This is a genomic window from Jannaschia sp. R86511 (assembly GCF_042466345.1).
Taxonomy (GTDB): Bacteria; Actinomycetota; Actinomycetes; order Actinomycetales; family JBBAYJ01; genus Aquipuribacter.
Genome location: NZ_JAXHCD010000001.1, coordinates 1,497,523 through 1,521,750, shown reverse-complemented (window position 1 = coordinate 1,521,750; position 24,228 = coordinate 1,497,523). Strand labels below are relative to the sequence as shown.

At 75.7% G+C, this 24,228-nt stretch carries 22 protein-coding genes and 1 pseudogene; 6 read left to right on the top strand and 17 right to left on the bottom strand.

Going from position 1 to position 24,228, the window contains the following annotated elements; all coding sequences use genetic code 11:
* Positions 1 to 59: 59 nt before the first annotated feature.
* The 6 genes from SJY06_RS07350 to SJY06_RS07325 form a co-directional block, all read right to left on the bottom strand.
* Positions 60 to 641 (bottom strand): DNA-3-methyladenine glycosylase I, encoded by a 582-nt coding sequence (locus tag SJY06_RS07350; RefSeq protein ID WP_380166135.1) that lies wholly within the window; start codon positions 639 to 641, stop codon positions 60 to 62.
* 73 nt (positions 642 to 714) lie between these two features.
* Complete coding sequence (locus SJY06_RS07345) at positions 715 to 1,200, bottom strand: SRPBCC family protein (RefSeq protein ID WP_380166133.1); 486 nt, start codon at positions 1,198 to 1,200, stop codon at positions 715 to 717.
* Positions 1,197 to 1,757 (bottom strand): DivIVA domain-containing protein, encoded by a 561-nt coding sequence (locus SJY06_RS07340; RefSeq protein ID WP_380166131.1) that lies wholly within the window; start codon positions 1,755 to 1,757, stop codon positions 1,197 to 1,199. The genes SJY06_RS07345 and SJY06_RS07340 overlap by 4 nt, the downstream gene beginning before the upstream one ends.
* 57 nt (positions 1,758 to 1,814) lie before the next feature.
* A complete protein-coding gene (locus SJY06_RS07335; protein WP_380166129.1) occupies positions 1,815 to 2,915 on the bottom strand; it encodes a glucosyl-3-phosphoglycerate synthase in 1,101 nt (366 codons plus the stop codon).
* The gene (gene folP, locus SJY06_RS07330; RefSeq protein ID WP_380166127.1) at positions 2,912 to 3,817 is read right to left on the bottom strand and encodes a dihydropteroate synthase; all 906 of its coding nucleotides are present in this window, start codon (positions 3,815 to 3,817) and stop codon (positions 2,912 to 2,914) included. The genes SJY06_RS07335 and folP overlap by 4 nt, the downstream gene beginning before the upstream one ends.
* Before the next feature lie 116 nt (positions 3,818 to 3,933).
* Complete coding sequence (locus tag SJY06_RS07325) at positions 3,934 to 4,842, bottom strand: LysR family transcriptional regulator (RefSeq protein ID WP_380166125.1); 909 nt, start codon at positions 4,840 to 4,842, stop codon at positions 3,934 to 3,936.
* Here SJY06_RS07325 and SJY06_RS07320 point away from each other — a divergent pair.
* Positions 4,841 to 5,743 (top strand): annotated as a pseudogene (locus SJY06_RS07320) (EamA family transporter); the annotation flags it as partial. The gene SJY06_RS07325 and the pseudogene SJY06_RS07320 overlap by 2 nt on opposite strands.
* 74 nt (positions 5,744 to 5,817) lie before the next feature.
* On the opposite strand, the gene SJY06_RS07315 reads toward SJY06_RS07320, so the two are convergent.
* Positions 5,818 to 6,594: a TIGR00730 family Rossman fold protein gene (locus SJY06_RS07315; protein WP_380166123.1), complete on the bottom strand. Its 777-nt coding sequence runs from the start codon at positions 6,592 to 6,594 to the stop codon at positions 5,818 to 5,820.
* 26 nt (positions 6,595 to 6,620) lie between these two features.
* Entirely contained in the window at positions 6,621 to 7,739 is a 1,119-nt protein-coding gene (gene dapE / locus SJY06_RS07310; protein WP_380166121.1) for a succinyl-diaminopimelate desuccinylase, read from the bottom strand.
* A gap of 92 nt (positions 7,740 to 7,831) precedes the next feature.
* Here dapE and dapD point away from each other — a divergent pair, with 92 nt between their 5' ends.
* Together dapD and SJY06_RS07300 are read left to right on the top strand one after the other, a co-directional pair.
* A complete protein-coding gene (gene dapD, locus SJY06_RS07305) occupies positions 7,832 to 8,809 on the top strand; it encodes a 2,3,4,5-tetrahydropyridine-2,6-dicarboxylate N-succinyltransferase (protein ID WP_380166119.1) in 978 nt (325 codons plus the stop codon).
* A gap of 104 nt (positions 8,810 to 8,913) precedes the next feature.
* Positions 8,914 to 9,867, top strand: coding sequence for a hypothetical protein (locus tag SJY06_RS07300; protein WP_380166117.1), 954 nt, complete (start codon positions 8,914 to 8,916; stop codon positions 9,865 to 9,867).
* Positions 9,868 to 10,585: 718 nt separating this feature from the next.
* Here SJY06_RS07300 and SJY06_RS07295 read toward each other — a convergent pair.
* Positions 10,586 to 11,161, bottom strand: a complete 576-nt coding sequence (locus SJY06_RS07295) for a hypothetical protein (protein WP_380166115.1) — start codon at positions 11,159 to 11,161, stop codon at positions 10,586 to 10,588.
* Positions 11,162 to 11,345: 184 nt separating this feature from the next.
* On the opposite strand from SJY06_RS07295, the gene SJY06_RS07290 reads away from it, so the two are divergent.
* Positions 11,346 to 13,466: a DUF1800 family protein gene (locus tag SJY06_RS07290; RefSeq protein WP_380166113.1), complete on the top strand. Its 2,121-nt coding sequence runs from the start codon at positions 11,346 to 11,348 to the stop codon at positions 13,464 to 13,466.
* A gap of 7 nt (positions 13,467 to 13,473) precedes the next feature.
* Entirely contained in the window at positions 13,474 to 14,760 is a 1,287-nt protein-coding gene (locus SJY06_RS07285) for a DUF1501 domain-containing protein (RefSeq protein WP_380166111.1), read from the top strand.
* A 98-nt stretch (positions 14,761 to 14,858) separates the two neighbouring features.
* On the opposite strand, the gene SJY06_RS07280 is transcribed toward SJY06_RS07285, so the two are convergent.
* The 3 genes from SJY06_RS07280 to fdxA form a co-directional block, all read right to left on the bottom strand.
* Complete coding sequence (locus SJY06_RS07280; RefSeq protein ID WP_380166109.1) at positions 14,859 to 16,151, bottom strand: citrate synthase; 1,293 nt, start codon at positions 16,149 to 16,151, stop codon at positions 14,859 to 14,861.
* Between the two features lie 91 nt (positions 16,152 to 16,242).
* Positions 16,243 to 17,400 carry a succinyldiaminopimelate transaminase gene (gene dapC, locus SJY06_RS07275; protein WP_380166107.1) on the bottom strand — a complete coding sequence of 386 codons (1,158 nt, stop codon included), beginning with the start codon at positions 17,398 to 17,400 and terminating at the stop codon, positions 16,243 to 16,245.
* A 22-nt stretch (positions 17,401 to 17,422) separates the two neighbouring features.
* The gene (gene fdxA, locus SJY06_RS07270) at positions 17,423 to 17,755 is read right to left on the bottom strand and encodes a ferredoxin (protein ID WP_380166105.1); all 333 of its coding nucleotides are present in this window, start codon (positions 17,753 to 17,755) and stop codon (positions 17,423 to 17,425) included.
* 96 nt (positions 17,756 to 17,851) lie between these two features.
* On the opposite strand from fdxA, the gene SJY06_RS07265 reads away from it, so the two are divergent.
* Positions 17,852 to 18,106, top strand: a complete 255-nt coding sequence (locus tag SJY06_RS07265; protein WP_380166103.1) for a hypothetical protein — start codon at positions 17,852 to 17,854, stop codon at positions 18,104 to 18,106.
* A gap of 10 nt (positions 18,107 to 18,116) precedes the next feature.
* On the opposite strand, the gene SJY06_RS07260 is transcribed toward SJY06_RS07265, so the two are convergent.
* From SJY06_RS07260 to SJY06_RS07240, 5 genes are all read right to left on the bottom strand, one after another.
* A complete protein-coding gene (locus SJY06_RS07260) occupies positions 18,117 to 19,853 on the bottom strand; it encodes a VanW family protein (protein WP_380166101.1) in 1,737 nt (578 codons plus the stop codon).
* Between the two features lie 154 nt (positions 19,854 to 20,007).
* Complete coding sequence (locus tag SJY06_RS07255; RefSeq protein ID WP_380166099.1) at positions 20,008 to 20,559, bottom strand: flavin reductase family protein; 552 nt, start codon at positions 20,557 to 20,559, stop codon at positions 20,008 to 20,010.
* The gene (locus tag SJY06_RS07250) at positions 20,556 to 21,062 is read right to left on the bottom strand and encodes a hypothetical protein (RefSeq protein ID WP_380166097.1); all 507 of its coding nucleotides are present in this window, start codon (positions 21,060 to 21,062) and stop codon (positions 20,556 to 20,558) included. The genes SJY06_RS07255 and SJY06_RS07250 overlap by 4 nt, the downstream gene beginning before the upstream one ends.
* 20 nt (positions 21,063 to 21,082) lie before the next feature.
* A complete protein-coding gene (locus SJY06_RS07245; RefSeq protein WP_380166095.1) occupies positions 21,083 to 23,083 on the bottom strand; it encodes an AAA family ATPase in 2,001 nt (666 codons plus the stop codon).
* Positions 23,084 to 23,239: 156 nt separating this feature from the next.
* On the bottom strand, positions 23,240 to 24,223 hold the full coding sequence (locus SJY06_RS07240) for a PIG-L family deacetylase (protein WP_380166093.1): 984 nt from the start codon (positions 24,221 to 24,223) through the stop codon (positions 23,240 to 23,242).
* Between the last annotated feature and the right edge of the window lie 5 nt (positions 24,224 to 24,228).

Genomic DNA, 24,228 nt, shown 5'->3' with positions numbered 1-24,228 from the left:
TCGGGCTGCGCGTCGGGGCTGCGCGTCGGCTCCTGGTCGGGCTGGGCGTCGGGCCGCGGTCAGGCCGCCGGCGGGACGTGGCAGCCCTGCAGGTGGTCGTCGACCAGCCCGCAGGCCTGCATGGCCGCGTAGGCGGTCGTGGGGCCCACGAACGACAGGCCGGCCCGCTTGAGGGCCTTGGCCAGGGCCACCGACTCCGGCGTGGTGGCCGGGACGTCCTCCGGACCGGCGGGGCGGTGCCCGCGCGGCGGCGGGCGGTGGCGCCAGACGAGCTCGTCCAGCCCGCCCTCGTCACGCAGGGCCAGGACGGCCCGGGCGTTGCCGACGGTGGCGCGCACCTTCGCCACGTTGCGGACGATGCCGGCGTCGGCCAGCAGCCGGGCCTCGTCCGTCGCGTCGAAGCGGGCCACGACCCCGGGGTCGAACCCGGCGAACGCGGCCCGGAACGCCTCGCGTTTGCGCAGGATCGTCAACCACGACAGGCCGGACTGGAACGCCTCGAGGCTGAGCCGCTCGAACAGCGCCTGCTCCCCGCGGACCGGGCGGCCCCACTCCTCGTCGTGGTAGACCGCGTACTTGGGCGGCGACACGCCCCAGGGGCAGCGAGCGAGGCCGTCGGGGCCGACCACGGCCCCGGTCACGACGAGGCCCCGGCGCCCGTCACCACGCGGTGCGCGGCGCCCGTCACCACGCGGGGCCTGCGCCGCGGGACGGTCACCGCCGACCGCTCAGCTCGCGGCCCATGGTCCGCAGCGTCGCGGTGAACGCCAGCCGGCCCGCCAGCGCCACCAGCGGCCCCACCAGCCGGGTCAGCGGCCTGGGGGCGATGTCGATGTCCTCCTCCCACACCACGCGGGTGCGGGGCCGTCCGTCCCGACCGGTCAGCGGCACGACGTCGAAGCCCGCGGTGCCGCGCACGACGCGACCGAGCTTGCGCACGTCGCAACGGCCCGCCCGGTCACCGACGGGCGGCTGCCAGCGGGTGACCTCCATCGGGTCGTCGAAGCCCACGGCGTCCAGCCCCACCACCGCCAGGGAGCTGCGACCGACGAACCGCGCCCCGACCCCTGTGGCGAGCGGCGTCAGCACCCGCACCCGGGTCAGAGGCACCCAGCGGCCGTGGGCGGGCCAGTCCGTCATCAGGTCCCACACGTCGACCGCGGGCGCGTCGACCTCGACGCTGGCGACGAACCGGGTCACGGGCGCGGGCCCGGCGCGGAGTCGGGCGCGGGGTCGGGGTCGCTCTCCGCGGCGGCGAGGTCGGGCGCGGGCGCGCTCTCGGGTGCGGGCGCGCTCTCGGCCGCGGCGGGGGTCTCGGCCGCGGCGGGGGTCTCGGCCGCGGCGGGGGACTCGGGCGTGGGGGCGGGCTCGGGCGTGGGGGCGGTCTCCGGCGCGGGAGCAGGCTCGGCGGCGGCAGGCTCGTCGACCCCGTCCTCCGTGCGGCCCAGGTCGGTGCGCGGCTGGACCGGGTGCCGCTCGACCGGCACGAGCCGCCGCAGCCGGGCGATCTCGTCGTCCTTCGCGGCCAGCAGGTCACGGGCCTGGTCCAGCACCGTGTCGACCTGGTCCATCCGGTAGCCACGGACGGCCAGAGTGAACCGGGCGCGGTCCAGGTCGGCCGCCCGGCTCACCGGGTCGTCGAGGGCCGGCACGGCGTCAGGGGCCACCGGGGCCAGGCCGCCGCCCACCTTGCCGAGCGCGACGACCACGACCGCGCCGAGGGCGGCCAGCAGCAGGGCGATGAGGAGCAGGTCCACGTCGGTGATCGTCCCACGGCCCCCGGACGGACGCCCTACCCGGCCCGCCGCGGGCGCTCAGGCCGAGCGCTGCCCGACGCCCGCGGGCCAGGAACCCGCCCGCAGCGACGCGAGCACCTCGGCCATGGGCGGGCGGTCGTGGACCATGACGTGGGTGGTCTCCGGCTGCCAGCGGCCGTCGGGCGCCTGGTCGAACTGCACCAGGTCCACCCCGCCGTCGGCCCCCGGGCCGCCGCGGGCGATGGCCCGGGCGAGCTCCAGGCCGGCCGTGCGCCGCGCGATCGTCAGCATGATCTCCTGCGCGGCGACGCCCAGGCTGAGCAGGTCGCGGTGGCGGTGCTTGCGCACGCCCACGTCGACCTGCGCGATGGCATCCAGGCCCAGGCAGGTCAGGGTGTCCAGCAGCAGGCCGACCTCGACGCCGTAGCCGCCCGCGAACGGCACCTGCTCCAGCAGCTCGCGCGTGCCGGCGTACTCCCCGCCCAGCGGCTGCACGATGCCGCCCAGCTCGGGGGCGAAGGTGGCCAGGGCCGGCCGGGCCAGCAGCTCGGTGACGCGGCCGCCGCCGGCCCGCTGGGTGGCGGTCTCCAGCCGCAGGGGGCGGGCGTAGAAGGCCTTGACCAGGTGCACGCCGTCGGCGCGCAGGATGGGCCCGAGCAGACCGGTGACCAGGCTGGCGTGCACGTCGACCAGGTCGGAGTCGGCGTAGACGATGACGTCGGCGTCGGTCGCGGTCAGCGCCCGCCACAGCACCTCGCCCTTGCCGGCCCGGACCGGGACCTGCGGCAGCGCCTCCTCGCGGGTGACGACCCGGGCCCCCGCGGCGCGGGCCACCTCGATGGTGCGGTCGGTGGACCCGGAGTCCACGACCACGATCTCGTCCACCAGCGGCCCGAGCCCCGGCCCCTGGCGCAGCGTGAGCGGCTGGAACGCCCGCACCACCCCGGCCACGGTGGTCTCCTCGTTCAGCGCCGGCAGCACGACGGCGACCGTGCGGCCGTCCTTGGCGCGGACCAGGTCCTGCGCGGACCAGGTCACGTCGTGCCAGGTGCGGGTGCGGTACCAGTCGGCCAGGCCCGGCACGCCGAGCGCGTCCGGGTCGTCGGGGACCGCGGTGACGGCGGCGGGCGGGGCGAAGTCGGGCTCGAAGGGGTTCATGCGAGTCCTCTCAGGGCTCGGGGTGGGATCAGGTCGCCGCGGACGGCCTCGACGACGTCGAGGGCCCTCCTGGTCGCGCGGGCGTCGTGGCAGCGGAAGACGGTGGCCCCCAGCCAGGCGGCCAGGGACGTGGCGGCGAGGGTGCCCTCGAGCCGTTCGTCCGGCGGCAGGTCGAGGGTCTCGCCGATGAAGTCCTTGCGGGACAGCGCCATCAGGACCGGGTGGCCGATGGCGACCACCGCGTCGGTCCGGCGCACCAGGGCCAGGCTGTGGCGGGTGTTCTTGCCGAAGTCGTGGGTGGGGTCGACCAGGACCGAGGCGGGGTCGACCCCGGCGGCGACGGCGCGTGCCGCCCCGGCCGTCAGGGTGCGGACGACGTCGTCGACGACGCCGTCGGGGTGGGCGCCGTAGGTGACGCGGAACGGCCGGGTGCGCGGCGTGGCGCCGCCGGTGTGGGAGACGACGTAGCCCGCGCCGTGCCGGGCCGCCACGTGCACCAGGTCGGGGTCGTGGCCGGCCCAGGTGTCGTTGACCAGACCCGCACCGGCCGCGCAGGCGTGCTCGGCGACCTCGGCCCGCCAGGTGTCGACCGACAGCACCACGCCGGGGTGGCGCTCGCGGACCGCGGCGACGAAGCCGACCACGCGGTCGACCTCCTGCTGGGCTGACACGTCGTCACCGGGGCCGGCCTTGACGCCACCGACGTCCAGCACGTCCGCCCCGGCCGCGACGGCCTCGTCGACGGCGGCGAACGCCACGTCGTCGTCGAGCTGGCGGGCTCCGGCGAAGAACGAGTCCGGGGTGCGGTTGACGACGGCCATGACGACGGTGCGGCCGGGGGCGAAGGCACGGCCGCCCAGGCGCAACCCGGTCACGGGCGGGGCCTCGTCGTCGCGTGCCATGGCCAGAGGGTGGCACGGGGCGGGGCCCTCGGCACCGGCCGTCGGGGCCCGTGCCGCCGATCGTCATCGGGCACGGCAGATCGTCACCTGGGCGAAACACCGGTGACGTCCCGGCGTCACGCAGGGGCGGGCTCGGGCACCGCGGCCAGCGCGCGCACGACCGCCGCGACGGCCGGCGAGGCCGCCGCGCTGCGCCGGTGCAGCGCCAGGACGGCACGCGTCGGGACCGGGTCGTGCGCGGGTACCGCCACCAGCTCCTCGCCCAGCGGCTGCCGGCCGAGCCGGGGCACCAGCGCGACGCCCAGGCCGGCGCGCACCAGGGCCAGGTGGGAGTCGAACTCGCTCGCCTCGTGGGCGATGAGCGGGAGCCGACCCGTGCCGTCGTACATCCGGTCCAGCCACTCCCGGCAGATGGTGCCGTACGGGGTCGCCACCCACGGCTCGTCGACGAGGTCGCGCGGCGTGACCCGGTCGCGTGAGGCCAGGCGGTGCCCGCGGGGCACCACGACGTCGGCGACGTCGCCGGCCAGCGGGGTGGCCAGCACGTGCTCCGGGATCGACAGGGCCACGTCGCCCCAGGAGTGGACCACCCCGACGTCGGTCCGCCCGGTCGCCACCAGGTCCACGGTGTCCCAGGGCTCGCGCTCGGTCAGCTGCAGCAGCAGGTCCGGGTGGGCGTCGAGCAGGCCCCGGACCGCCGGGGCCACCAGGCCGCGGGTCGCGGTGGAGAACGACGTGAGCCGCAGCTGCCCGGCCACGACCCCCGCCCGCCGGTGCAGGCCGGCCTCGATCTGCTCGAGGTCCTGCAGCAGCCGCGCGCCCTCGTCGACCAGCTGCCGCCCGGCCCCGGTGAGCAGCACGCCGCGCCCCACCCGCTCCAGCAGGACGACCCCGGTCTGCCGCTCGAGCCGCTTGACCTGCTGCGAGACCGCGCTGGGCGTGAACCCCAGGGCCTCGGCGGCCGCGACCACCGAGCCGTGCCGGTCGACGGCGCGCAGGGCCACCAGGGCGGACAGGTCGATCATGCAGGAACGCTACCGTCTCACGTGCAGGATCATTCGCTGGTGCTTCACGGTCTCGGAGCCCCACTCTCGAGACGTGAACCGACGTGACTCGCTGCTCGCGGCCGCCGTGGCCACCGTCTGGGGCCTGAACTTCGTCGTCATCGACTGGGGCCTGCAGGACGTGCCGCCGCTGCTGCTGCTCGCTCTGCGCTTCTGCGTGGTGCTGGTGCCCGCCATCTGGCTGGTCCCCCGCCCGGACGTGGGCTGGCGCGTCGTGGCCGCGGTCGGCCTGCTCATGTCGCTGGGCCAGTTCGGGTTCCTCTACCTGTCGCTGGCCGCGGGGATGCCGCCCGGGCTGGCGGCGCTGGTGCTGCAGGCGCAGGTGGTCGTGACCGTGGTGGTGGCCGCGGGCGCGCTCCGTGAGGTGCCCACTGGCGCCCAGGTGCTCGGCGTCCTGGTGGGCACGGCGGGCCTGGTCGTGGTGGCCACGGGCCGCAGCGGCGACGTCAGCCTGCTCGCGTTGGGTCTCTGCCTGCTCGGGGCCGTGTCCTGGGGGGTGGGCAACGTGGTGTCCCGGGCCTCGGGCGTCCGGGGCGGGCTGTCGCTGACGGTGTGGTCGGCCCTGGTGGTGCCGGTGCCCGCACTGGCCCTGTCGCTGCTGCTGGACGGTCCGGCCGAGGTCGGCCGGGCCCTGACCCACCTCGGCTGGCAGGCCGGCGTGTCGACGCTGTACACCGCCGTGCTGGCCTCGCTGGTCGGCTACGGGGTGTTCAACACCCTGCTGTCGCGCAACCCGTCCTCGGCCGTCGTGCCCTGGGTGCTGCTGGCGCCCGTCGTGGCCATGGCCTCGGCGTGGCTGCTGCTGGGCCAGCGGCCCAACGCGGCCGAGACCGTGGGCGGGCTGGTGATGGTCGGCGGCGTGCTGCTCGCCCTGCGGCCCCCCGGGCCCCGGCGGCAGCGGCAGCCACGGCGGCGGTCTCAGCCGCAGCGGCGGTCTCAGCCGCGCCCGTCGGCCTCCCGCGCGGCGACCATCAGGGCCACCGCCTCCTCCGGGTCGTCGGTCAGCCGCAGCAGGTCGAGGTCCTTCTCGGCGATGGTCCCCGCGGCCAGCTGGGTGCCCCGCACCCAGTCCAGCAGCCCGCCCCAGTAGTCGCTGCCGAGCAGGCACAGCGGGAACGCGGTGACCTTGCCGGTCTGCACCAGGGTCAGGGCCTCGAACAGCTCGTCGAGGGTGCCGAACCCGCCCGGCAGCACCACGAAGCCCTGCGAGTACTTGAGGAACATCGTCTTGCGGGCGAAGAAGTAGCGGAAGTTGACGGCCAGGTCGACCCAGTCGTTCATGCCCTGCTCGTGGGGCAGCTCGATGCCCAGGCCGACGCTGGTGCCGCCGGCCTCGCAGGCGCCCTTGTTGGCCGCCTCCATCAGGCCCGGCCCGCCGCCGGTGACCACGGCGAAGCCGGCCTGCACCAGCAGCCGGCCGACCTGCACGCCCTGGCGGTAGACGTCGCTGTCGACCGGGGTGCGGGCGGAGCCGAACACCGACACGGCCGGGCCGAGCTCGGCCAGCGCGCCGAAGCCCTCGACGAACTCGCTCTGGATCCGCAGCACCCGCCACGGGTCCTGGTGCAGCCAGCTGGAGTCGCGCGGCGTCTCGAGCAGCCGCTCGTCGGTGGTCTGGTCGGGCACCTGGTCCCGGCGGAACCCGATGGGCCCGCGGCGGTACCAGGGGTCGCCGCCCCCGGGGCGGCGGGTGGCTCCGGCGTCGGCGTTCACGGCACGAGACTAGGTCGTCGCCCGCCTCAGCCGGCGAGCCAGCGGACCAGCGCGTCGCTGCACGCCACCAGCTGCGCCACCGGCACCCGCTCGTCGTCGGCGTGGGCCAGCTGCGGGTCACCGGGGCCGAAGTTGACCGCCGGCACGCCGAGCGCGGCGAACCGGGCGACGTCGGTCCAGCCCAGCTTGGCCCGCGGCGGCTGCCCGGCCACCGGGGCGACGGCCTGGACGAAGGCCTGCGCGGCGGGTCGGTCCAGCCCCGGTCGCGCGCCGGCGGCGGAGTCGCTCAGGGTGAGCGTCACGTCGAGACCGGCGAGGACCTCCTGCACGTGGGCGAACGCCTCCTCGACCGAGCGGTCCGGGGCGAAGCGGTGGTTGACGCTCACGGTGCACTCGTCCGGGACCACGTTGCCGGCGATCCCGCCGCGGATGCCGACCGCCTGCAGGCCCTCGTGGTACTCCAGCCCGTCGACGACCGGACGCCGCGGCTCGTAGGCCGCCAGCCGGGTCAGCACCCCCGCGACGCCGTGGACGGCGTTGACGCCGCGCCAGGCCCGCGCCGAGTGAGCCGCCCGGCCGCGGGCGGTCACGTCCACGCGCAGCGTGCCCTGGCAGCCGCCCTCGACCAGGCCCTCGGTGGGCTCGCCGAGCACGGCCAGGTCGGCGAGGAGCCAGTCGGGCGCGTTGCGCGCCAGCCGGCCCAGCCCGTTGCGCTCGGCCTCGACCTCCTCGCAGTCGTAGAACACGTAGGTGACGTCGCGGACCGGCTCGGGCACGGTGCAGGCCGCGACCAGGGCCATGGCGACGCCGCCCTTCATGTCGGTGGTGCCGCGGCCCCACATCACCTCGCCGCCGTCGGGGTCGTCACCGACCCCGGGGGCCGCGCGCCAGGACGGGACGTTGTCCTTGACGGGCACGGTGTCCAGGTGCCCGGCCACCAGCACCCGCTCGGCCCGGCCCAGGGCGGTGCGGGCCAGCACGGCGTCGCCGTCACGGCGCACCTGCAGGTGCGGCTGCCGGCGCAGCAGGGCCTCGACGGCGTCGGCGACCGCCGCCTCGTCCCCGGACACGCTGGCGATGTCGACCAGGGCGGCGGTCAGGGCCACGGGGTCGTCGACGGGCAGGGCGGCAGGCGTCGTCGTCACCGCTGGACCGTACCGCTGGGTCGGACCGGACCAACCGGGTCGGGCGGACCGACGTCCTGGCCCCGGCGCCACGCCTGTCTAGGCTGTCGGGCATGAGCCGACCTGCCTCCGGAACTGCACTGGTGACCGTCGTCGACGGAGCCGTCCACGGCGCCGAGCACGACGGCCGGGTGCTCGACGCCTGGTTCCCCGCCCCCGCCCTCGGCGAGGCCGGGATCGACGCCGCCTGGGAGGAGCGGCTGACGGCGCTGGCCGGTGTCGACGACGCCCGCGGCGTGCGCCGCGAGGTGCGCAGCGCCACCGTCGACCTGGACGTGGCCCCGGCCGACGCGGTCGACTCCTACCTGCGCCTGCACCTGCTGAGCCACCGCCTGGTCCACCCGCACGAGGTCGTCCTGGACGGGCTGTTCGGCACGCTGTCCAACGTGGTGTGGACGTCGCTCGGGCCCTGCCCGGTCGAGAACTTCGCCGAGACCCGGGCCCGGCTGCTGGCCGCGCACCCCGGCGAGCGCGTGGTCGTCACCAGCGTCGACAAGTTCCCCCGGATGACCGACTACGTGGTGCCCAGCGGGGTCCGCATCGCCGACGCCGACCGGGTCCGGCTCGGCGCGCACCTGGCCGAGGGCACGGTCGTCATGCACGAGGGCTTCGTCAACTTCAACGCGGGCACGCTGGGCACGTCGATGGTCGAGGGCCGGATCAGCGCCGGCGTCGTGGTCGGCGAGGGCTCGGACGTGGGCGGCGGTGCGTCGATCATGGGCACGCTGTCCGGCGGCGGCAGCGAGGTCATCCACGTGGGCGAGCGCTGCCTGGTCGGCGCCAACGCCGGTCTCGGCATCAGCCTGGGCGACGACTGCGTGGTCGAGGCCGGCCTGTACCTGACGGCCGCCACCAAGGTCGCGCTGCTGCCGGGCGCGCAGGACGGCGTCGTCTCGCAGACCGTGGTCAAGGCCAGCGAGCTGAGCGGGGCCAGCGGGCTGCTGTTCCGCCGCAACTCCGTGACCGGCCAGGTCGAGGCCCTGCCCCGCAGCGGCGTCGGGGTGCAGCTCAACCCCGCGCTGCACAGCTGAGCCGGGGCGGCGGCATCACCGGGACGCCCGGACGGGTCACGGGTCCGTCCGGGCCGCCGCGGGGCGGGTACGGCCGCCGGACCACCTCGCGGCTGCTGCGCGGGGTGGCGGTGCTGCTCGTGCTGGTCCTGCTCGTCGTGGCGCTCGTGGCGGTGCTGGTGTGGTTCGCCGCGCGGGCCTTCGCCCCCGACCCCGCCACGGCCCGGCAGACCTGTACGGCGGTCGTGGCCGACCCCACCGACGCCGACGTGTCGTTCCGGGCCGAGCTGGCCCCCGACCAGACGGCCTACGCCGCGCTGGTGGTGGGCGTGGCCAACCAGCGGGGTCTGCCGGCCCGGGCGGCGACCATCGGCATCGCCACGGCGATCCAGGAGTCCGGGCTGCGCAACATCGACTACGGCGACCGGGACTCCCTGGGGCTGTTCCAGCAGCGGCCCTCGCAGGGCTGGGGCAGCGAGGGCGAGGTCCAGGACCCGCTGTACGCCACGGGCGCGTTCTACGACGCCCTGGTGCAGGTGGACGGCTACACCGACCTGGACGTGACCGTGGCTGCCCAGGAGGTCCAGCGCAGCGGCTTCCCCGAGGCCTACGCCGACCACGAGGGCGAGGGCCGGGCCCTGGCCAGCGCGCTGTACGGCCTGGCCCCGGCGTCGCTGGCCTGCGAACTGCGGCCCGTGGCGGTCGACGCCGACCGCCCCGCCCCCGCCGAGCAGGCCGCGACCCTGCTGGCCGACCTGGACGACTTCGGCCCGACCGGCTGGCAGGCGGGCGACGTCGTCGCGGCCCCGGAGCCTGCTGCCACCGACGCGACCGGCACCGAGCCCGCCGGCCGCCCGGCCGCGGTCGTCGAGCTGTCCGCCGCGGGCGCGGACCGGCCGGACCGGGTCGCCTGGGCCCTGGCCCACTCGGCCGTGGCCATGGCCTCGGCCCGCGACGTGGTCCGGGTCGAGGTGGCCGGCCAGGTGTGGGACCGGGACCGGTCGGACGCGGGCTGGACCACGCCGGAGGAGGCGGGGGACGCGCCGGACGAGGGCACGGTGCGGGTCACGCTGGGCTGAACGGTCTGCGAGCGTCGAGGGATGTGCGGCGGTCGCGAGCCGAGTAGCGGCGAGTGACATCGGCCTAAGCCATCCTGGCCCCGCGGCCGCTGCCGTCCCTCTGCCGTCGGGGTGACGAAGCGGAGCAAGGACGTTGCGCCGGGCGGACTGGTGGCACTGTGGAGGCCGCGCGACGATGACGGCGCGGCTGGGCAGGCCGGTCGCATGGAGGTCCTGAACTCACCTCGCCGGGCTCCGGACGCATACCGTCGGTTCTCCTGGGCCCGAAGACTGCTGGACGGAGAGTGGCAGGTGGCTCGACCTGGTGTCCTTCCCCTCAAGGCCCGCATCTTGCGCAGCGGGGCGGGACTCTGTCTCTGGCTCGGCCTGCTGGGTCTGCTCTCCTGGGTGAACGACTGGGCGGGGCCCATCGGCATCTCTGCGGACTGGGCTCCGGTGTCCGTCTGGTTGACGCTTGCTGTCCTCACCGGACTGCTGAGTCGTTCCTGGCTCCTGGGTCTGGGGTGCTTCTTCGTCCCCGTCGCTGGTGCCGCTTTCGCGTTCTGGGGACTGGTGGCCACACCCATGCTGTCGGCGCGGGCGTCCCGAGAGCCGACGATCGCGCCGCGGGGAGCCGACCCGGTGACTCAGGGGGCCTGAAGGCCGCCTCGCGCAAGGTCCTCCATGGACCCCCGACGGCCCCCATCAGGTCACGTACTGACGCCCCGCCGGCGGCTGGCTACGACGGTGGCTCACCACCGACGAGGGACAGCGCCTGCTCGTACTGGCCCCCGAAGTCCACGCGGGTGATGGTGGACAGCGCCCATCGGCGCGGCCGGTCCCGCCACTGCGCGCTCGGCGTGATGTCCAGGAGGTGCACCCTCCGGCGCGTGAGGCGTGTCGGGCGTCCGACGTGGCACACCGTCGGGTCGTCCTTCTCCAGATGCAGGGTGACCAGGGGCGCGACGCTCGCCGCTCCTTGGATGAGGTCCGCCACGTCGTCCAGAGGCACCTCCACCCTGACCGGAGGCCATTCGCCACGTGCCTTCAGCGCACGTCCCACGAAGCCCTCCTGCGCGTCCAGCAGCTCGACCTCGGCCAGGTCACGCAGGCGCAGCGCCGTGTAGCCGTCGAAATGGATGGTGGGCGCTAGAACGGCAAGGAGGAGCCACTCGTCCCCAACGGTTACGACAAAGCCCTCGACCGTGTCCGAACCGCGGATGCTCCTGGAGACGCGCACGAGGGCTCGCCGCCCCAAGCCCTTGGCCAGCTTGTCCCGGAGTGCTCGGGTACGCCTGCGTCTCACCTTCGACATGGTCCCCATGGTGCCGCTGTCATGGCCGGAGACCTTGCGCCCTCCGACGCCGGCCGGCTGCGCGTTGCTGCGGTCGGGTCGCCCTGCGGGGCCACCGGCGTGGGGCGCTCAAGGTGCGCGGCCCGCGTCCGATGACGGATGCGGGGCCACCGGTCGGACCGGTGGGCCGTTGGGGAGGACGCCCGTGGACGCCCAGGACCACGCCGAGCACCGGGACCACTCGCACCAGGACGCCGCGCACCAGGACGCCGCGCACCACGACGCCGCGCACCACGACGCCGCGCACCACGACGCCGCGCACCACGACGCCGCGCACCACGACGCCGCGCACCACGACGCCGCGCACCACGACGCCGCGCACCACGACGCCGCGCACCACGACGCGCAGGACGACACCCACCCCGACCGCACCCCGGCGGCGGACCCCGTGCGCCGGCGGGTGCTGGCCGGCGCCGGCGTGGCCGCGCTGACCGGGGTGCTGCTGTCCGCGAGCCCCGCCCTGCCGCTGCAACGGCAGGCTGCGGGGGCGGCAGGTGCCGGGGCGACGGTCCCGGCACCGACGGCGAGGTCGGCGGCCGGGCCGTCGACCTCGCCGACCGCCCGACCGACCGCCGCCGCCCCGACGGGCCCGACGGTCCCGGGCACGCCGCCCGTGGCCGCAGCGCCCCCGACGACGGGGACCACCTCTCCGGCCGGCGCCGACGCGACGGCCGGGAGCGACCAGGACACCGCCGCTGACCAGAACCCGGCCGAGGACCCGACCCCGGAGGCCACGTCGACCCCGGGCACCGCTCCGGCCCGGAACGGCGCGGAGGACCGGGACACGGCTGCGGCCGGGCCCGCGGACCCGTCGCCCACCACCGACCCCGCAGCGACTGCTACCCCGGCCGCCGAGGTCGACCTGCTGCACCTGCTGCGGCGCACCACCTACGGCCCGACCCCCGACTCGTTCGCGCAGGCCACCGCGGTCGGGGCGAGCGCCTGGCTCGACGCGCAGCTGGACCCCGCGTCGCTGCCCGACCCGGTCGGCGACCGCGTCGACGCCGCGCACCCCGGCCTGTTCCTGTCCACGGCGCAGGCGCGCGTGCACTACGACGACGAGTTCTGGGTCATGACCCACGAGCTGGTCCGCTGGCGGGTGGCCCGCTCGGTCTGGAGCAGCCGCCAGCTGCACGAGGTGATGACCGACCTCATGCACAACCACCTCAACGTGCCGATCGGCCCCGACGGGCCGAGCGGCTACGCGCTGCACCGCTACCACCACGACGTGGTGCGGGCGCACGCCCTGGGCTCGTTCACCGACATGCTCGTGGCCAGCGCCGAGCACCCGGCGATGCTGCACTACCTGAACGCCAGCACCTCCACCAAGAAGTCGCCCAACGAGAACTACGCCCGCGAGCTGCTCGAGCTGCACACCGTGGGCGTCGGTCGCCACACCGAGGCCGACGTGAAGGCGACCGCCCTGCTGCTGACCGGCTGGCGCACCCGCTGGCCCTGGGAGAGCGGCGGCGAGCCGTACACGGCCTGGTTCGACCCGTCACGGCACCACGTGGGCTCGCTCACCGTGCTGGGCCGCACCTACCCCAACACCGCCGCCGACGGCCGCGCCACCATCCGGGCGTTCCTCACCGACCTGGCCCGCCACCCGGACACGGCGCGGCACGTGTGCCGTCGCCTCGCGGTGCACCTGGTCGCCGACCAGCCGCCGGAGGACCTCGTCGACGACCTGGCCGAGGTGTACCTGGACTCCGGCACCCGGCTGGACGCCGTGCTGCGCGCCCTGCTCACCTCGACCGCGTTCGACCAGGCGCGGGGCACCAAGGTCCGCCGCCCGCTGGAGCGGTACCTGGCCACCGTGCGGCTGCTGGCCCCCGCGCCCACCTCCGACGCCCACCTGGCCCACGACGGGCTGACCTGGCTGCTGCCGTCGCAGCGGCCGCTGTCGTGGTCCGCCCCGGACGGCTACCCCGACGTGGCCGCGGAGTGGGCCTCGGCCGGGGTCGCGCTGAGCGGGCTGAACACCGCCTCCGAGCTGGTCAAGGGCTGGGTCCCGGTCACGGGCAAGCAGTTCACCGACGCGGTGCTCGCCACCCCCGCCCGCGACGTCGACGCCATCACCGACGAGGTCGCGCGCCGGCTGCTGCTGCGCCCCGCGCAGCCCAACGAGCTGGACGCGGCCCGGCTGCTGCTGGCCCGCTCCACCGTCCCGGCCGGGCCCTGGAGCAGCGGCTCCTGGAACCGGTACCGCGCCGTCTGGTACGTCACCACGCTCCTGCTCGCCCACCCGTCGCTGCTCGACCGCTGAGGACGTCATGACCCCCACGCGCACCCCCGTCCCCTCCCCCCGGCAGGCGGCCGAGCGCCGCGGCTGCCCCGAGGACACCTCCGCCGGGCTGTCCCGGCGGGGCCTGCTGCGCCTGGGCCTGGGCGCGGCGATGGTCACCGCCACCACGCTGGGCGGGGCGCGGGTGGCCATGGCCGCCCCCGGCGCCCCCGCCGACGTGCTGGTCGTCGTCTCGCTGCGCGGCGGCATGGACGGGCTGTCGCTCGTGGTGCCCAGCGGCGACCCCGACCTGCTGCGGTGGCGGCCGTCCATCGCGGTGCCCGGGCAGCAGCTGCACCGGGTCGACGAGATGTTCGGCCTGCACCCGGCCATGGCCCCGCTGCTCCCGCTGTGGGACGCCGGCACGCTGGGCGCCGTGCACGCCTGCGGCATGGTCGCCGCCAACCGCTCGCACTTCGAGGCGATGGAGGTGATGGAGGAGGCCGCCCCCGACTCGTCGCTGCGCACGGGCTGGATCGACCGCATGGTGGGCGTGACCGGCGCCGACTCCCCGTTCGCGGCCACGGGGCTCGGCCTGGGCGCCGTGCCCACGTCGCTGCGCGGGCCCTCGCCGGAGCTGGTCGCGCAGTCGCTGGCCGCGGTGGGCGTGACGGTCGACCCGGCCGGGGTGCCGCTGTCCGCGTGGCAGGAGAGCCTGACCATGCTGCACGACGGCGAGCGTCACGAGCTGAGCGGCCCGACCCACGTCGGCACGGCGGCCGCGGCGCGGCTGCAGCAGCTGCCGGCCGTGGGCGCGTACCCCAGCGGCCGGCTGGCCGCCTCGCTGGCCGACGTGGCCCGCCTGGTCAAGGCCGACGTCGGGCTGCGCGTGGCCACCGTCGACTTCGGCAACTGGGACATGCACTCCGGGCTGGGCACGGCCGAGCCCGGCCGCTGGATGTACGACCAGGTCGCGACCCTGTCCGCCGCGCTGGCCGCGTTCGCGGCCGACCTGGGCCCGCAGCTGTCCCGGGTCTGCCTGGTCACGCTGTCGGAGTTCGGTCGACGGGTGCGCCAGAACGACTCCGGCGGGGTCGACCACGGCTACGGCAACGCCGTGCTCGTGATGGGCGGCGGCATCCGCGGCGGGCGCGTCCACGGCCGCTGGCCCGGGCTGTCCGAGGCCGCCCTGGTGGCCGGCGACCTGGCCGTCACCACCGACTACCGCGACGTGCTGGCCGAGCTGCTGAGCGTGCGCTGCGGGGTGCCCGACGTCGCGGGCACGGTGTTCCCGGGGCTGCGGCCCGCACCCCTCGGGCTGGCCCGCAGCAGCTGAGCCCACCCGGACGGACGACGAAGGGCCCCCACCGCGCGGTGGGGGCCCTTCGTCGTGGGTGGCAGCGGTCGCCGGCGGCTACCGGGAGCCGGCTGCGCTCAGCGCTGGCCCAGCGCCACGTAGTCGCGCTCGGTGGCGCCGGTGTAGACCTGGCGGGGCCGGCCGATCTTCGTGGCCGGGTCGGAGATCATCTCGCGCCACTGCGCGATCCAGCCCGGCAGGCGGCCGATGGCGAACAGGACGGTGAACATCTCCGTCGGGAAGCCCAGCGACTGGTAGATCAGGCCGGTGTAGAAGTCGACGTTCGGGTAGAGCTTGCGCTCGACGAAGTAGTCGTCGGCCAGGGCGATGCCCTCGAGCTCCTTGGCGATGTCGAGCAGCTCGTTGCCCTGGGTCCGCGCGAACATCTCATCGGCGGTTGTCTTGATGATGGCCGCGCGGGGGTCGTAGTTCTTGTAGACCCGGTGCCCGAAGCCCATGAGCCGGACGCCCGGCTCCTTCTTCTTGACCTTGGCCATGAACGACTCGACGGTCTCGTCGGAGTCACGGATGCTGGTCAGCATCTCCAGCACGGCGGAGTTGGCGCCGCCGTGCAGCGGGCCGGACAGGGCGTGGATGCCCGAGGACACCGACGCGAACAGGTTGGCCTGCGCCGAGCCGACCAGGCGAACGGTCGACGTCGAGCAGTTCTGCTCGTGGTCGGCGTGCAGGATCAGCAGCTGCTCCATGGCCTTGACCGTCAGCGGGTCGGCCTCGTAGGGCTCCGCGGGCAGGCCGAACGTCATCCGCAGGAAGTTCTCGACCAGCGACTGCGAGTTGTCCGGGTACAGGAACGGCTGGCCGACGCTCTTCTTGTAGGCGTAGGCCGCGATGGTGGGCAGCTTGGCCAGCAGCCGGACGGTCGTGATCTCGACCTGCTCGGCGTCGAACGGGTCGAGGGAGTCCTGGTAGAAGGTCGACAGCGCCGACACGGCGCTGGACAGCACCGGCATCGGGTGCGCGTCGCGCGGGAAGCCGTCGAAGAACCGCTTGAGGTCCTCGTGCAGCAGGGTGTGGCGCTGGATCCGCTCGGTGAACGACGACAGCTCCGCCTCGCTGGGCAGCTCGCCGTAGATCAGCAGGTAGGAGACCTCGAGGAACGAGCTCTTCTCGGCCAGCTGCTCGATCGGGTAGCCGCGGTAGCGCAGGATCCCGGCGTCACCGTCGATGTAGGTCACCGACGAGGTGCACGAGGCGGTGTTGACGAACCCGGTGTCCAGGGTGACCTTGCCCGTCGTCTTGAGCAGCTTTCCGATGTCGAGGCCGTCGGAGCCCTCGGTGGCCTCGACCACCGGCAGCGGCAGCGGCTCCCCGGCTCCGGTGATCGCGAACGGGTTCTGAGCGTCGGGCATCGCTGCTCCTGAGTCTGGCGGCTGGGTCGGTCGCACTGGTGGTCTGCGCCACGGTGCGCACCGGTCGGTGGCAGCCGCGGTCGCGTCGAGGTTACCGGGTGGTACGCGTCCGGGCAGTCCCGAGGCGCTCGGCCGCGACCCGGACCTGCTGGTCGGTGGCGGTCAGGGCCACCCGGACGTGACGCGCGCCACGCGGGCCGTAGAAGCTGCCCGGCGCCACGAGGACGCCCAGGTCGGCTAACCGGCCGACCAGGTCCCAGCAGTCGGCTCCGGCGGGCAGCGCCGGGTCGGTCGTCCACAGGTACAGCCCCGCCTCGGACTGCTCGACCACCAGCCCGGCGTCGGTCAGGGCCGTGCGCAGCACCTCGCGGCGCGCCCGGTAGCGGGCCTTCTGCTCGGCCACGTGGGAGTCCTCGCGCAGCGAGGCCGCCAGCACGGCCTGCACCGGGGCCGGCACGATCATGCCGGCGTGCTTGCGCACCGCCACCAGCCGGTCGACCAGCGCCGGGTCGCCGGCCACGAACGCGGCCCGGTAGCCGGCCAGGTTGGACCGCTTGGAGGCCGAGCAGACCGCGAGCACGCCCGTCAGGTCGCCGCCGGTCACCCGTGGGTCCAGCACGCTCGGCACCCGCTCGCCCCCGGCCTCGGGGTCCCAGCCGGCGTCCCAGCCCAGGTCGCAGTAGCACTCGTCGGAGGCGACGACCGCGCCCCGCTCGCGCGCCCACGCGACGACCTTGGCCAGGTGGGCCACGGGCAGCACCCGGCCCGTGGGGTTGCCGGGGCTGTTGAGCCACACCAGCCGCACGGCCCGGTCGGGGCCCAGCGCCGTGGTGGCGTCGGCCGCGACCGGGGTGGCGCCAGCGATCCTGGCCCCCACGTCGTACGTCGGGTACGCCACCTCCGGGTGCACGACCGTGTCGCCGGCGCCCAGGCCCAGCAGCGTCGGCAGCCAGGCCACCAGCTCCTTGGACCCGACGACCGGCATGACGCCCAGGCCCGGCAGCGGCCCGGTCCCCCGCACCCGCTCGAACCACGCGGCCACGGCGTCGTGGACGTCCGCGGTCCCGGCGACCGTCGGGTAGCCGGGGGCGTCGGCCGCCTGCGCCAGCACCCGCTGCAGCAGCTCCGGCGTGGGGTCGACGGGGGTGCCGACGCTCAGGTCGACGACGCCGTCGGGGTGGGCGCGGGCCCGCTGCGCGTAGGGGCGCAGCGAGTCCCAGGGGAAGTCCGGGAGACCGGTGACGGGCACGGCGGCGGCGGAGGCGCAGGCCTCAGCCGTCCTCGCCCTCGGCCTGGGGTGGCAGGGCGGCGACGACGGGGTGGTCGTAGTCCAGCGCGCCGGTCTTGGCCGCGCCGCCCGGGCTGCCCAGCTCGGAGAAGAACTCGACGTTGGCGTCGTAGAACGGCTTCCACTGCTCGGGGACGTCGTCCTCGTAGTAGATGGCCTCGACGGGGCAGACCGGCTCGCAGGCGCCGCAGTCCACGCACTCGTCGGGGTGGATGTACAGCGACCGCTTGCCCTCGTAGATGCAGTCGACCGGGCACTCCTCGATGCAGGCCTTGTCCTTGAGGTCGACGCACGGCTGGGCGATCACGTAGGTCACGGTGGGGTCTCCTCGGGGCTGCGGGCTGGTCGTTCGCGGGGTGGTCGGTCGTCGGGGCCGGCGTGGCCCGGTGGTGCGGTCCCTAGGATGCCGGACGTGGAGCACTCTGTCGTGGCCGGCCTCCCCCGCTGGGTCGGTCGGCGTGTCGTGGTCCGCCACCTGCTGCCGGACGGGCGGGCCACCGACGCCCTCGGCACGCTGCTGTCGGTGGGCGAGCGGAGCCTGCGGGTGCGCCGCGACCGCGTGGCCGAGGACGACCCGGACGCCGTGGTGCAGGTGGCGCTGGCCGACGTGGTGCTCGCCAAGCCCGTCCCGCCGCCCCCGCCGCGCCGGGGTCCCCGGCGCGGCTGACCCCTGCCGCTCAGGCGTCGGGGTCGGGACCGCAGATGATCCGGTCGCCCTCGGAGTAGCGCCAGGTGTTGGTCTCGCGCTTGACCTCCTCGCCGCTGTCCAGGTCGCGCCAGATCCGGGTGGTGTCGACCGTGAAGCCGGTGTTGGCCGCCTGGCCGGTGCAGTCGTCGGAGTCGTCGTAGGTCACCCCGCCCTCGCGCACGTCGCGACGCGACGAGGTCACCGAGTCCACGTCCCAGGTCTTGGTGCCCCAGAACGTCACGGTGATGTCGCCGCCGCCGACTCCGGCCTGCACGAGGATCCCGGTGTCGGTGTCGTTGCGGAACCGCATGTCCACGGGCGGGTCGAAGTTGAGGGTCGACTCCCGCCCCACGGGGTAGCGCGAGATGTAGTAGCTGTGCGGCTTGAAGTCGAGCACCTCCAGGCCGGCGAAGAACGCGGCGTTGTAGGTGGTCGTCGACACCTGCGACACCCCGCCGCCGACCCCCTCGGTGAACACGCCGTTGCTGATGACGCCGGCGGCCTGGTAGCCCTTGGCGGTCGTGCGCTCGCCCAGCACCTCGTTGAGGTCGAACACGTCCCCCGGCTCGAGCAGGGTGCCGTTGATCGCCTCCGAGGCGACCCGCAGGTTGTTGGTGCGGGGGGCGTTGTCGGTCGGGTACTGGGTGGTGAAGGTCGACACCACCTCGACCACGCCCAGCGCCTCGGCGTCGGCGGTGCTGAACTCGGGCTCCACCACGGCGTCCTCGACCACGGCGCGCCGGTCGCCCTCGGGCCCGAGGGCGGTCAGGGCGGCCGCGCCCAGACCCTCGACCGGCAGCGACCGACCCTCCTGGCCCTCGACCACCGACGGGCTGCCGTCGGCCAGCACGATGTCGGCGTCGACCGGCTCGGCCTCAAGCTCCGGGTCCTCGGCCAGGGCCGCGGTGCGCAGCGCCTCGGCGTCGACGCCCAGCGCCAGGGTGCCGTCGTCGTCCGGGTCCATGGCCAGCGTGGGCCCGAACTGCTGCGGCGTCAGGCCGACCTCGCGGTCGCCGACCACGATCACCAGGTCCTCGGCCGTGGCCGCCTGCGCCAGCGCGAGCGCGGCGTCGACGTCGTCCTGGCCGACCTCCACCGGCACGGTGTCGGCGGGCAGCGGCACGGGGCCGTCGGTGGCCAGCCACATCTCGCGGACGGCCGCGACGGCACCGGGCACGTCCACGGCCCGGCCCTCGACCGGGTCCACGCTGGTGGGCACACCCTCGGGGAAGGTCACGTCGCCGTCCGCGGCGGGGACGTCCAGCCGTTCGGCCGCGGCGGTCACCTCGGCGGTCAGCGCGTCCTCGTCGACGTCCGTGCCCAGCTCCAGCCGGCCGGCCCCGACGACGTGGCGCCACATCCGGGTGGGGTCGAGCGAGAAGCCCGTGACGGAGGCGACGGTGCCCTCCAGGTCGAGCGCGAGCCCCGCCTGCGTCGGGTCGATCTCGTCGACGTCGGCGCCGACCGACACCTGGACCGGCTCCTCGGCGCGGTCGCCGACCTCGGCCTCCAGCAGCGCGACGGCCTCCTGCGCCGACCGGCCGCCCACCGGGATCCCGGCGGCCGTGGTGTTGAACGGCACCCGGTCGGCCAGTGCGTAGGCCGCCCCGACGTAGACCCCGCCGACGGCCAGGACGACGGCGAGGACGGCCAGGAAGGGGCCGACCCAGCTGCGGCCCCCGGCGGTGCCGGTGGGGGCGGGAGAGGTGGTGGTCCGGGTGCTCATCGACGCTCCGCTGCTCGCTGCGCCGGGTCGGGAGGCCCCGCGCTCGGCTCAGGATAGGTCGACGGCGCGCCTGTGACGGGCTCTGACCGGTCCCGGACCGGCTCCGGGGCACAACGATCTGGTCACGGTGGGTACCTGACCACTCACCGGGGGGTCAGCCTGCCCCGCCCGCCAGCCGCCGGTAGGCGCTGGCGAACCAGACCAGGGGATCGTCCTGGTGCTCGGGCAGCGTGAGGCCCCGCACCGTGCCCACGACGATGCTGTGGTCCCCCGCGGGGTGGACCGCGCTGACCTCGCACTCCAGCTGGGCCAGCGCCCCGGCCACCAGCGGCAGCCCGAGCACGGCGCCGGTTACGGTCGGCACCTGGTCGAGCTGACCCACCAGCGGTCGGCCCCGCGAGGCCAGCCAGTCGCTGATGCGGGCCTGGTCGGCGCCCAGCACCGAGACCCCGAAGCGGCCGTCGTCGACCACGGCGTCGTGGACCCGGGCGTCCTGCTCGACGCACACCAGCAGCGTGGGCGGGTCCAGGCTGACCGAGGCCAGCGAGTTGGCGGTCATGGCGTGCGGGTGGCGGCCACGGGCGGTGACGATCGTGACCCCGGTCGCGAAGCGCCCCATGGCGGCGCGGTAGGCGTCGCGACCGACCGGCCCACCGGTCCCGTCCGGCGCTGTGCCGGTCCCGTCCGGGGGCGTCGCGGCGCTCACGGGCGCACCCGCTGCCGCGCCGACAGGGCCAGCGCCATCGGCGCGGCGAAGCTGGGCAGCACGACGGCCAGCAGGATCCAGGCCGTGGACGCGGGCAGCCCGGTCAGCACCAGGTCACCCTCGCTGGACGGCAGCAGCAGCACCCCCAGGACCAGGCCGCGGCCCGCGGCCACGGCCAGCAGCGACACCCCCGGCCCCGGCCGGCGCCGCGCCGTCGCCGCGGCGGCCACCGCCACGTCGGTGCAGACCACCAGCGCCACCGCCAGCAGGACGCCGTACGGCACGAGCACCCCGGCCACCGGCACCCGGGCCAGGTGCACGGCCGTGCCGAGCAGGCCGGTCAGCACGCCCAGCAGGCCGCAGGCCAGCACGGGCCCCAGCACGCCCACGCGGGACGACGGGCCCGAACGGGACGAGGGGCCGGGCCGGGGCGAGGGGCCCGTCGAGGGGCCGGGCGGGGTCTCGGGGCCCGGGCCGGTCAGGGAGCGAGGACCGGTCGGCACCCCCGCAGCCTACGCACCGCTCAGCCGCGCACCTCGGTCACCGCCTCGCGCAGGTCCACGACCACCGGGCCGACGGGCGGGCCGACCGGTGCCCCCGCCCCCACCGGGGCGGGCACGGGAGCGGTGTCCGCCGCGGCCTGCAGCACGTCCGTGATCTCGTGCCCGATCAGCTCGTGGCGCTCCAGCAGGGCGTCGCGCAGGGCCTCCACCAGGTGCCGGTTCTGGGCCAGCAGCCCCCGCACGACCGCCTTGTGCCGGTGCAGCAGGTCCTCCACCTGCTCCCGGCCCTGCCGGTCGCCCAGCACGCGGGAGGTGAGGCTGCCGCCGAACGGCCCGCCGCCGGCGGCCGCCATCGACACCAGGCTGTCGCCCATGCCGGAAGCGCCCACCATCTGCGCGGCCACGTTCGTGGCGTAGAGCAGGTCCCCGGCCGGACCGGTCGACACGTCGCCGACGAACAGCTCCTCGGCCACCTGCCCGCCCATGGCGATCTGCACCAGGGCCTCCAGCTCGCTGCGGGAGCGGGTGTACACGTCCTCCCGGTCGCCGTGGGCCAGCAGGCCCAGGGCCGAGGCCCGCTTGACGATGGTCAGGATCTCCAGGCGCCGCTGCGGCGCGACCAGCCAGGCGACCGTGGCGTGGCCGGCCTCGTGCGTGGCGATGAGGCGCTGCTCGTGCTCGGTGTACCCGACCGGCTGGCCCAGGCCCACCTCGACGAGCATCCGGGCCTGCTCCACGTCCGCCCAGCCCATGGCGCCGTCGCCCTGCTTCATGGCGTTGATCAGGGCCTCGTCGAGCAGGTTCTCGATCATGACCGGGGTGTAGCCCTGGGTGACCCCGGCCAGGGCGTCGCGGCGCTCCGGGTCGTCGAGCTCGGCGTCGTGCTTCTTGCGGCCCAGGTAGAAGTCGACGATCTCGCGGCGACCGGCCTTGTCCGGCGGGTCGAACGTGAGCCGGCGGTCGAACCGGCCCGGCCGCAGCAGGGCGGGGTCGAGGTTGTCGGCCCGGTTGGTGGCCGCGATCAGCAGGATGTCGGCCTGCTCGCTGCGGGGCCGGCGCAGCCGCCGCTGCTCGGGCAGCAGCAGGTTGACCGCGTCGATGAGGCGCACCAGCAGCCGCTGGCCCGGTGACGGCGTGTCGAAGGACTGCATCTGCACCAGCAGCTCGTTGACGACGCCGCCGACGCCCTCGCTCGTCATCGAGCCCAGCCGGACCGGGCCGGCCTCGGCCCCGCCCGCGGCCAGCGCGTACACCGCGGGCAGGCCCTCCAGCCCGCCGCAGCCCAGCGGCCCGGTGTGACCGCCCTGCCCGTGCATCCCCTGCATCCCGTGGTGGCCGGCCAGCCCGGCGGGGGCGGCGGACGCGGACATGCCGCCGCGCACGGTGGCGATGGCGTCGATCTCCTCGATGAACCCGATCGCGCCGCCCTCGGTGCGGGCCGCCTTGCGGAGCGCGGCGAAGTAGGACCGGATCTTGCCGGCCGTCGCGCCGTAGTACATCGACTGGAAGCTGGTGGCCGAGACGAACAGGAACGGCACGCCGGCCTCGCGGGCCATGGCCTTGGCCGTGTACGTCTTGCCGGTGCCGGGCGGACCCTCGAACAGCACGCCGCGGCGCGGCGTCCCGCCGAGCTCCTCACGGAAGGACCGGCCGGCCAGGAACAGGTCCAGGGTCCGGTCGACCTCGTCGCGGACGGGCCCGAGGCCCTTGACGTCGTCGAGCGCGACGTCGATCTCGTCGGGCCGGTAGGTCACGTGCGGGCTGCGGCGGGCCACCACCTGCATGCCCACCATGACGACGATCAGCACGAGGAAGAACGCCGCCACGATGAGGATGAACGGGTCCACCGCGGGCAGCTGGGGGAAGAACGGCGCCCCGACGATGATGCGGAACCACATCCAGGCCAGCAGGGGCAGCAGCAGCAGGGCGACCCGACCCAGCCGGCGCTGCCGCAGCCGCTCCCGGGCGATGCCGACGTCGGCGCTGGAACGCCTGCGGACCGTGGGGGCTGGTGCGTTCACGTGGGCTCCTCCTCCGGCGCCCGGTGACCCCGGCCGCTGGTGGACAGGTTTCCCCGCCGACCTCTGCCGTCACACCCCCCGGGGCGTCCCACCTGCGACGACGCGGCGGGGTTCACCCGGCTGGGGCAACCCCGCCCCACCCGGGGTGAGCACTCGTCACCCGACGTGACCGGGGTCGGTGGCGCCCCGTGGTCGGTGGCCCGGGGGCAGCAGCAGGGCCGCCAGGGGGTCGTCGGCCGGGACCGGCGGCGCCTCGGCGGCCGCGGGCACGGGCCGCAGCAGCTGCGCGCCCTCGGCCCCGGTCAGCGGCTGCGGCACGTCGTTGGACAGCGTGAACGCCGCCTGGCCCGGCTCGACCGACCGCACCGTGACCTGGGTCGGCAGCGCCGCCAGCGCCGCGGCCTTGACGGCGAGCCAGGGCTCGGCCCGGACCGTGGCGTCCAGCTGCGCCGCCGGCACGAACATCTGGGGCAGCGGGCCGTCCGGGGGCCAGGCGGCCGGGTCGTCCCGCTCGCGCAGCCAGGCCCGCAGCACGTCGGCGTCACCGGCGGCCCCGTGCACCCAGGGCACGCACCAGGTCTCCTCGGCCAGCGCGAGGGCCCGCAGCGTCACCCGGTGCGCCATGACGTGGTCGGGGTGGCCGTAGCCGCCGTGGGGGCCGTAGGTCAGCACCACGTGGGGCCGGCGGGCCGTGAGCAGCCCGGCCAGGCGGGCGGCGGCCTCGTCGAGGTCGGCCACGGCGAACGCGTCGGGGCGCACGTCCGGCGGCACCGCGGCCCGTCCGCCCGGGCGCACCACCATGCCGGAGTCGCGGTAGCGGGCCCACGGCCGCGGCGGCTGCCCCGGGCCGGGCGGCAGGGCGTCGAGCCAGTGGTGGGCGACCGGGGCCCCGTCGGGCGAGGCCGACGCCAGCACAGCCAGGGCCGCGGCCAGCTCGGCCTCGCGCACCGGCGCCAGGCTGTCGTCCCGGCTGCTGACCCGGTGGGCGTGCTCGGCCCCGATGACCTCGCCCTCCTCACCCCGGGTGCAGGTGACGAGGTCGACCTCGTGCCCGGCCGCGAGCGCCGCCGCGACGGTGGCGCCGTGGTTGAGGGTCTCGTCGTCCGGGTGGGCGTGGACGAGCAGCAGCCGGAGCGTCACAGGAA

Bases quoted from the DNA above. Each gene is read 5' to 3' on its own strand.
- SJY06_RS07335 (WP_380166129.1), bottom strand. From the start codon at position 2,915: ATGAACCCCTTCGAGCCCGACTTCGCCCCGCCCGCCGCCGTCACCGCG.
- folP (WP_380166127.1), bottom strand. From the start codon at position 3,817: ATGGCACGCGACGACGAGGCCCCGCCCGTGACCGGGTTGCGCCTGGGC.
- SJY06_RS07325 (WP_380166125.1), bottom strand. From the start codon at position 4,842: ATGATCGACCTGTCCGCCCTGGTGGCCCTGCGCGCCGTCGACCGGCAC.
- dapD (WP_380166119.1), top strand. From the start codon at position 7,832: ATGAGCCGACCTGCCTCCGGAACTGCACTGGTGACCGTCGTCGACGGA.
- SJY06_RS07295 (WP_380166115.1), bottom strand. From the start codon at position 11,161: ATGTCGAAGGTGAGACGCAGGCGTACCCGAGCACTCCGGGACAAGCTG.
- SJY06_RS07285 (WP_380166111.1), top strand. From the start codon at position 13,474: ATGACCCCCACGCGCACCCCCGTCCCCTCCCCCCGGCAGGCGGCCGAG.
- SJY06_RS07280 (WP_380166109.1), bottom strand. From the start codon at position 16,151: ATGCCCGACGCTCAGAACCCGTTCGCGATCACCGGAGCCGGGGAGCCG.
- SJY06_RS07260 (WP_380166101.1), bottom strand. From the start codon at position 19,853: ATGAGCACCCGGACCACCACCTCTCCCGCCCCCACCGGCACCGCCGGG.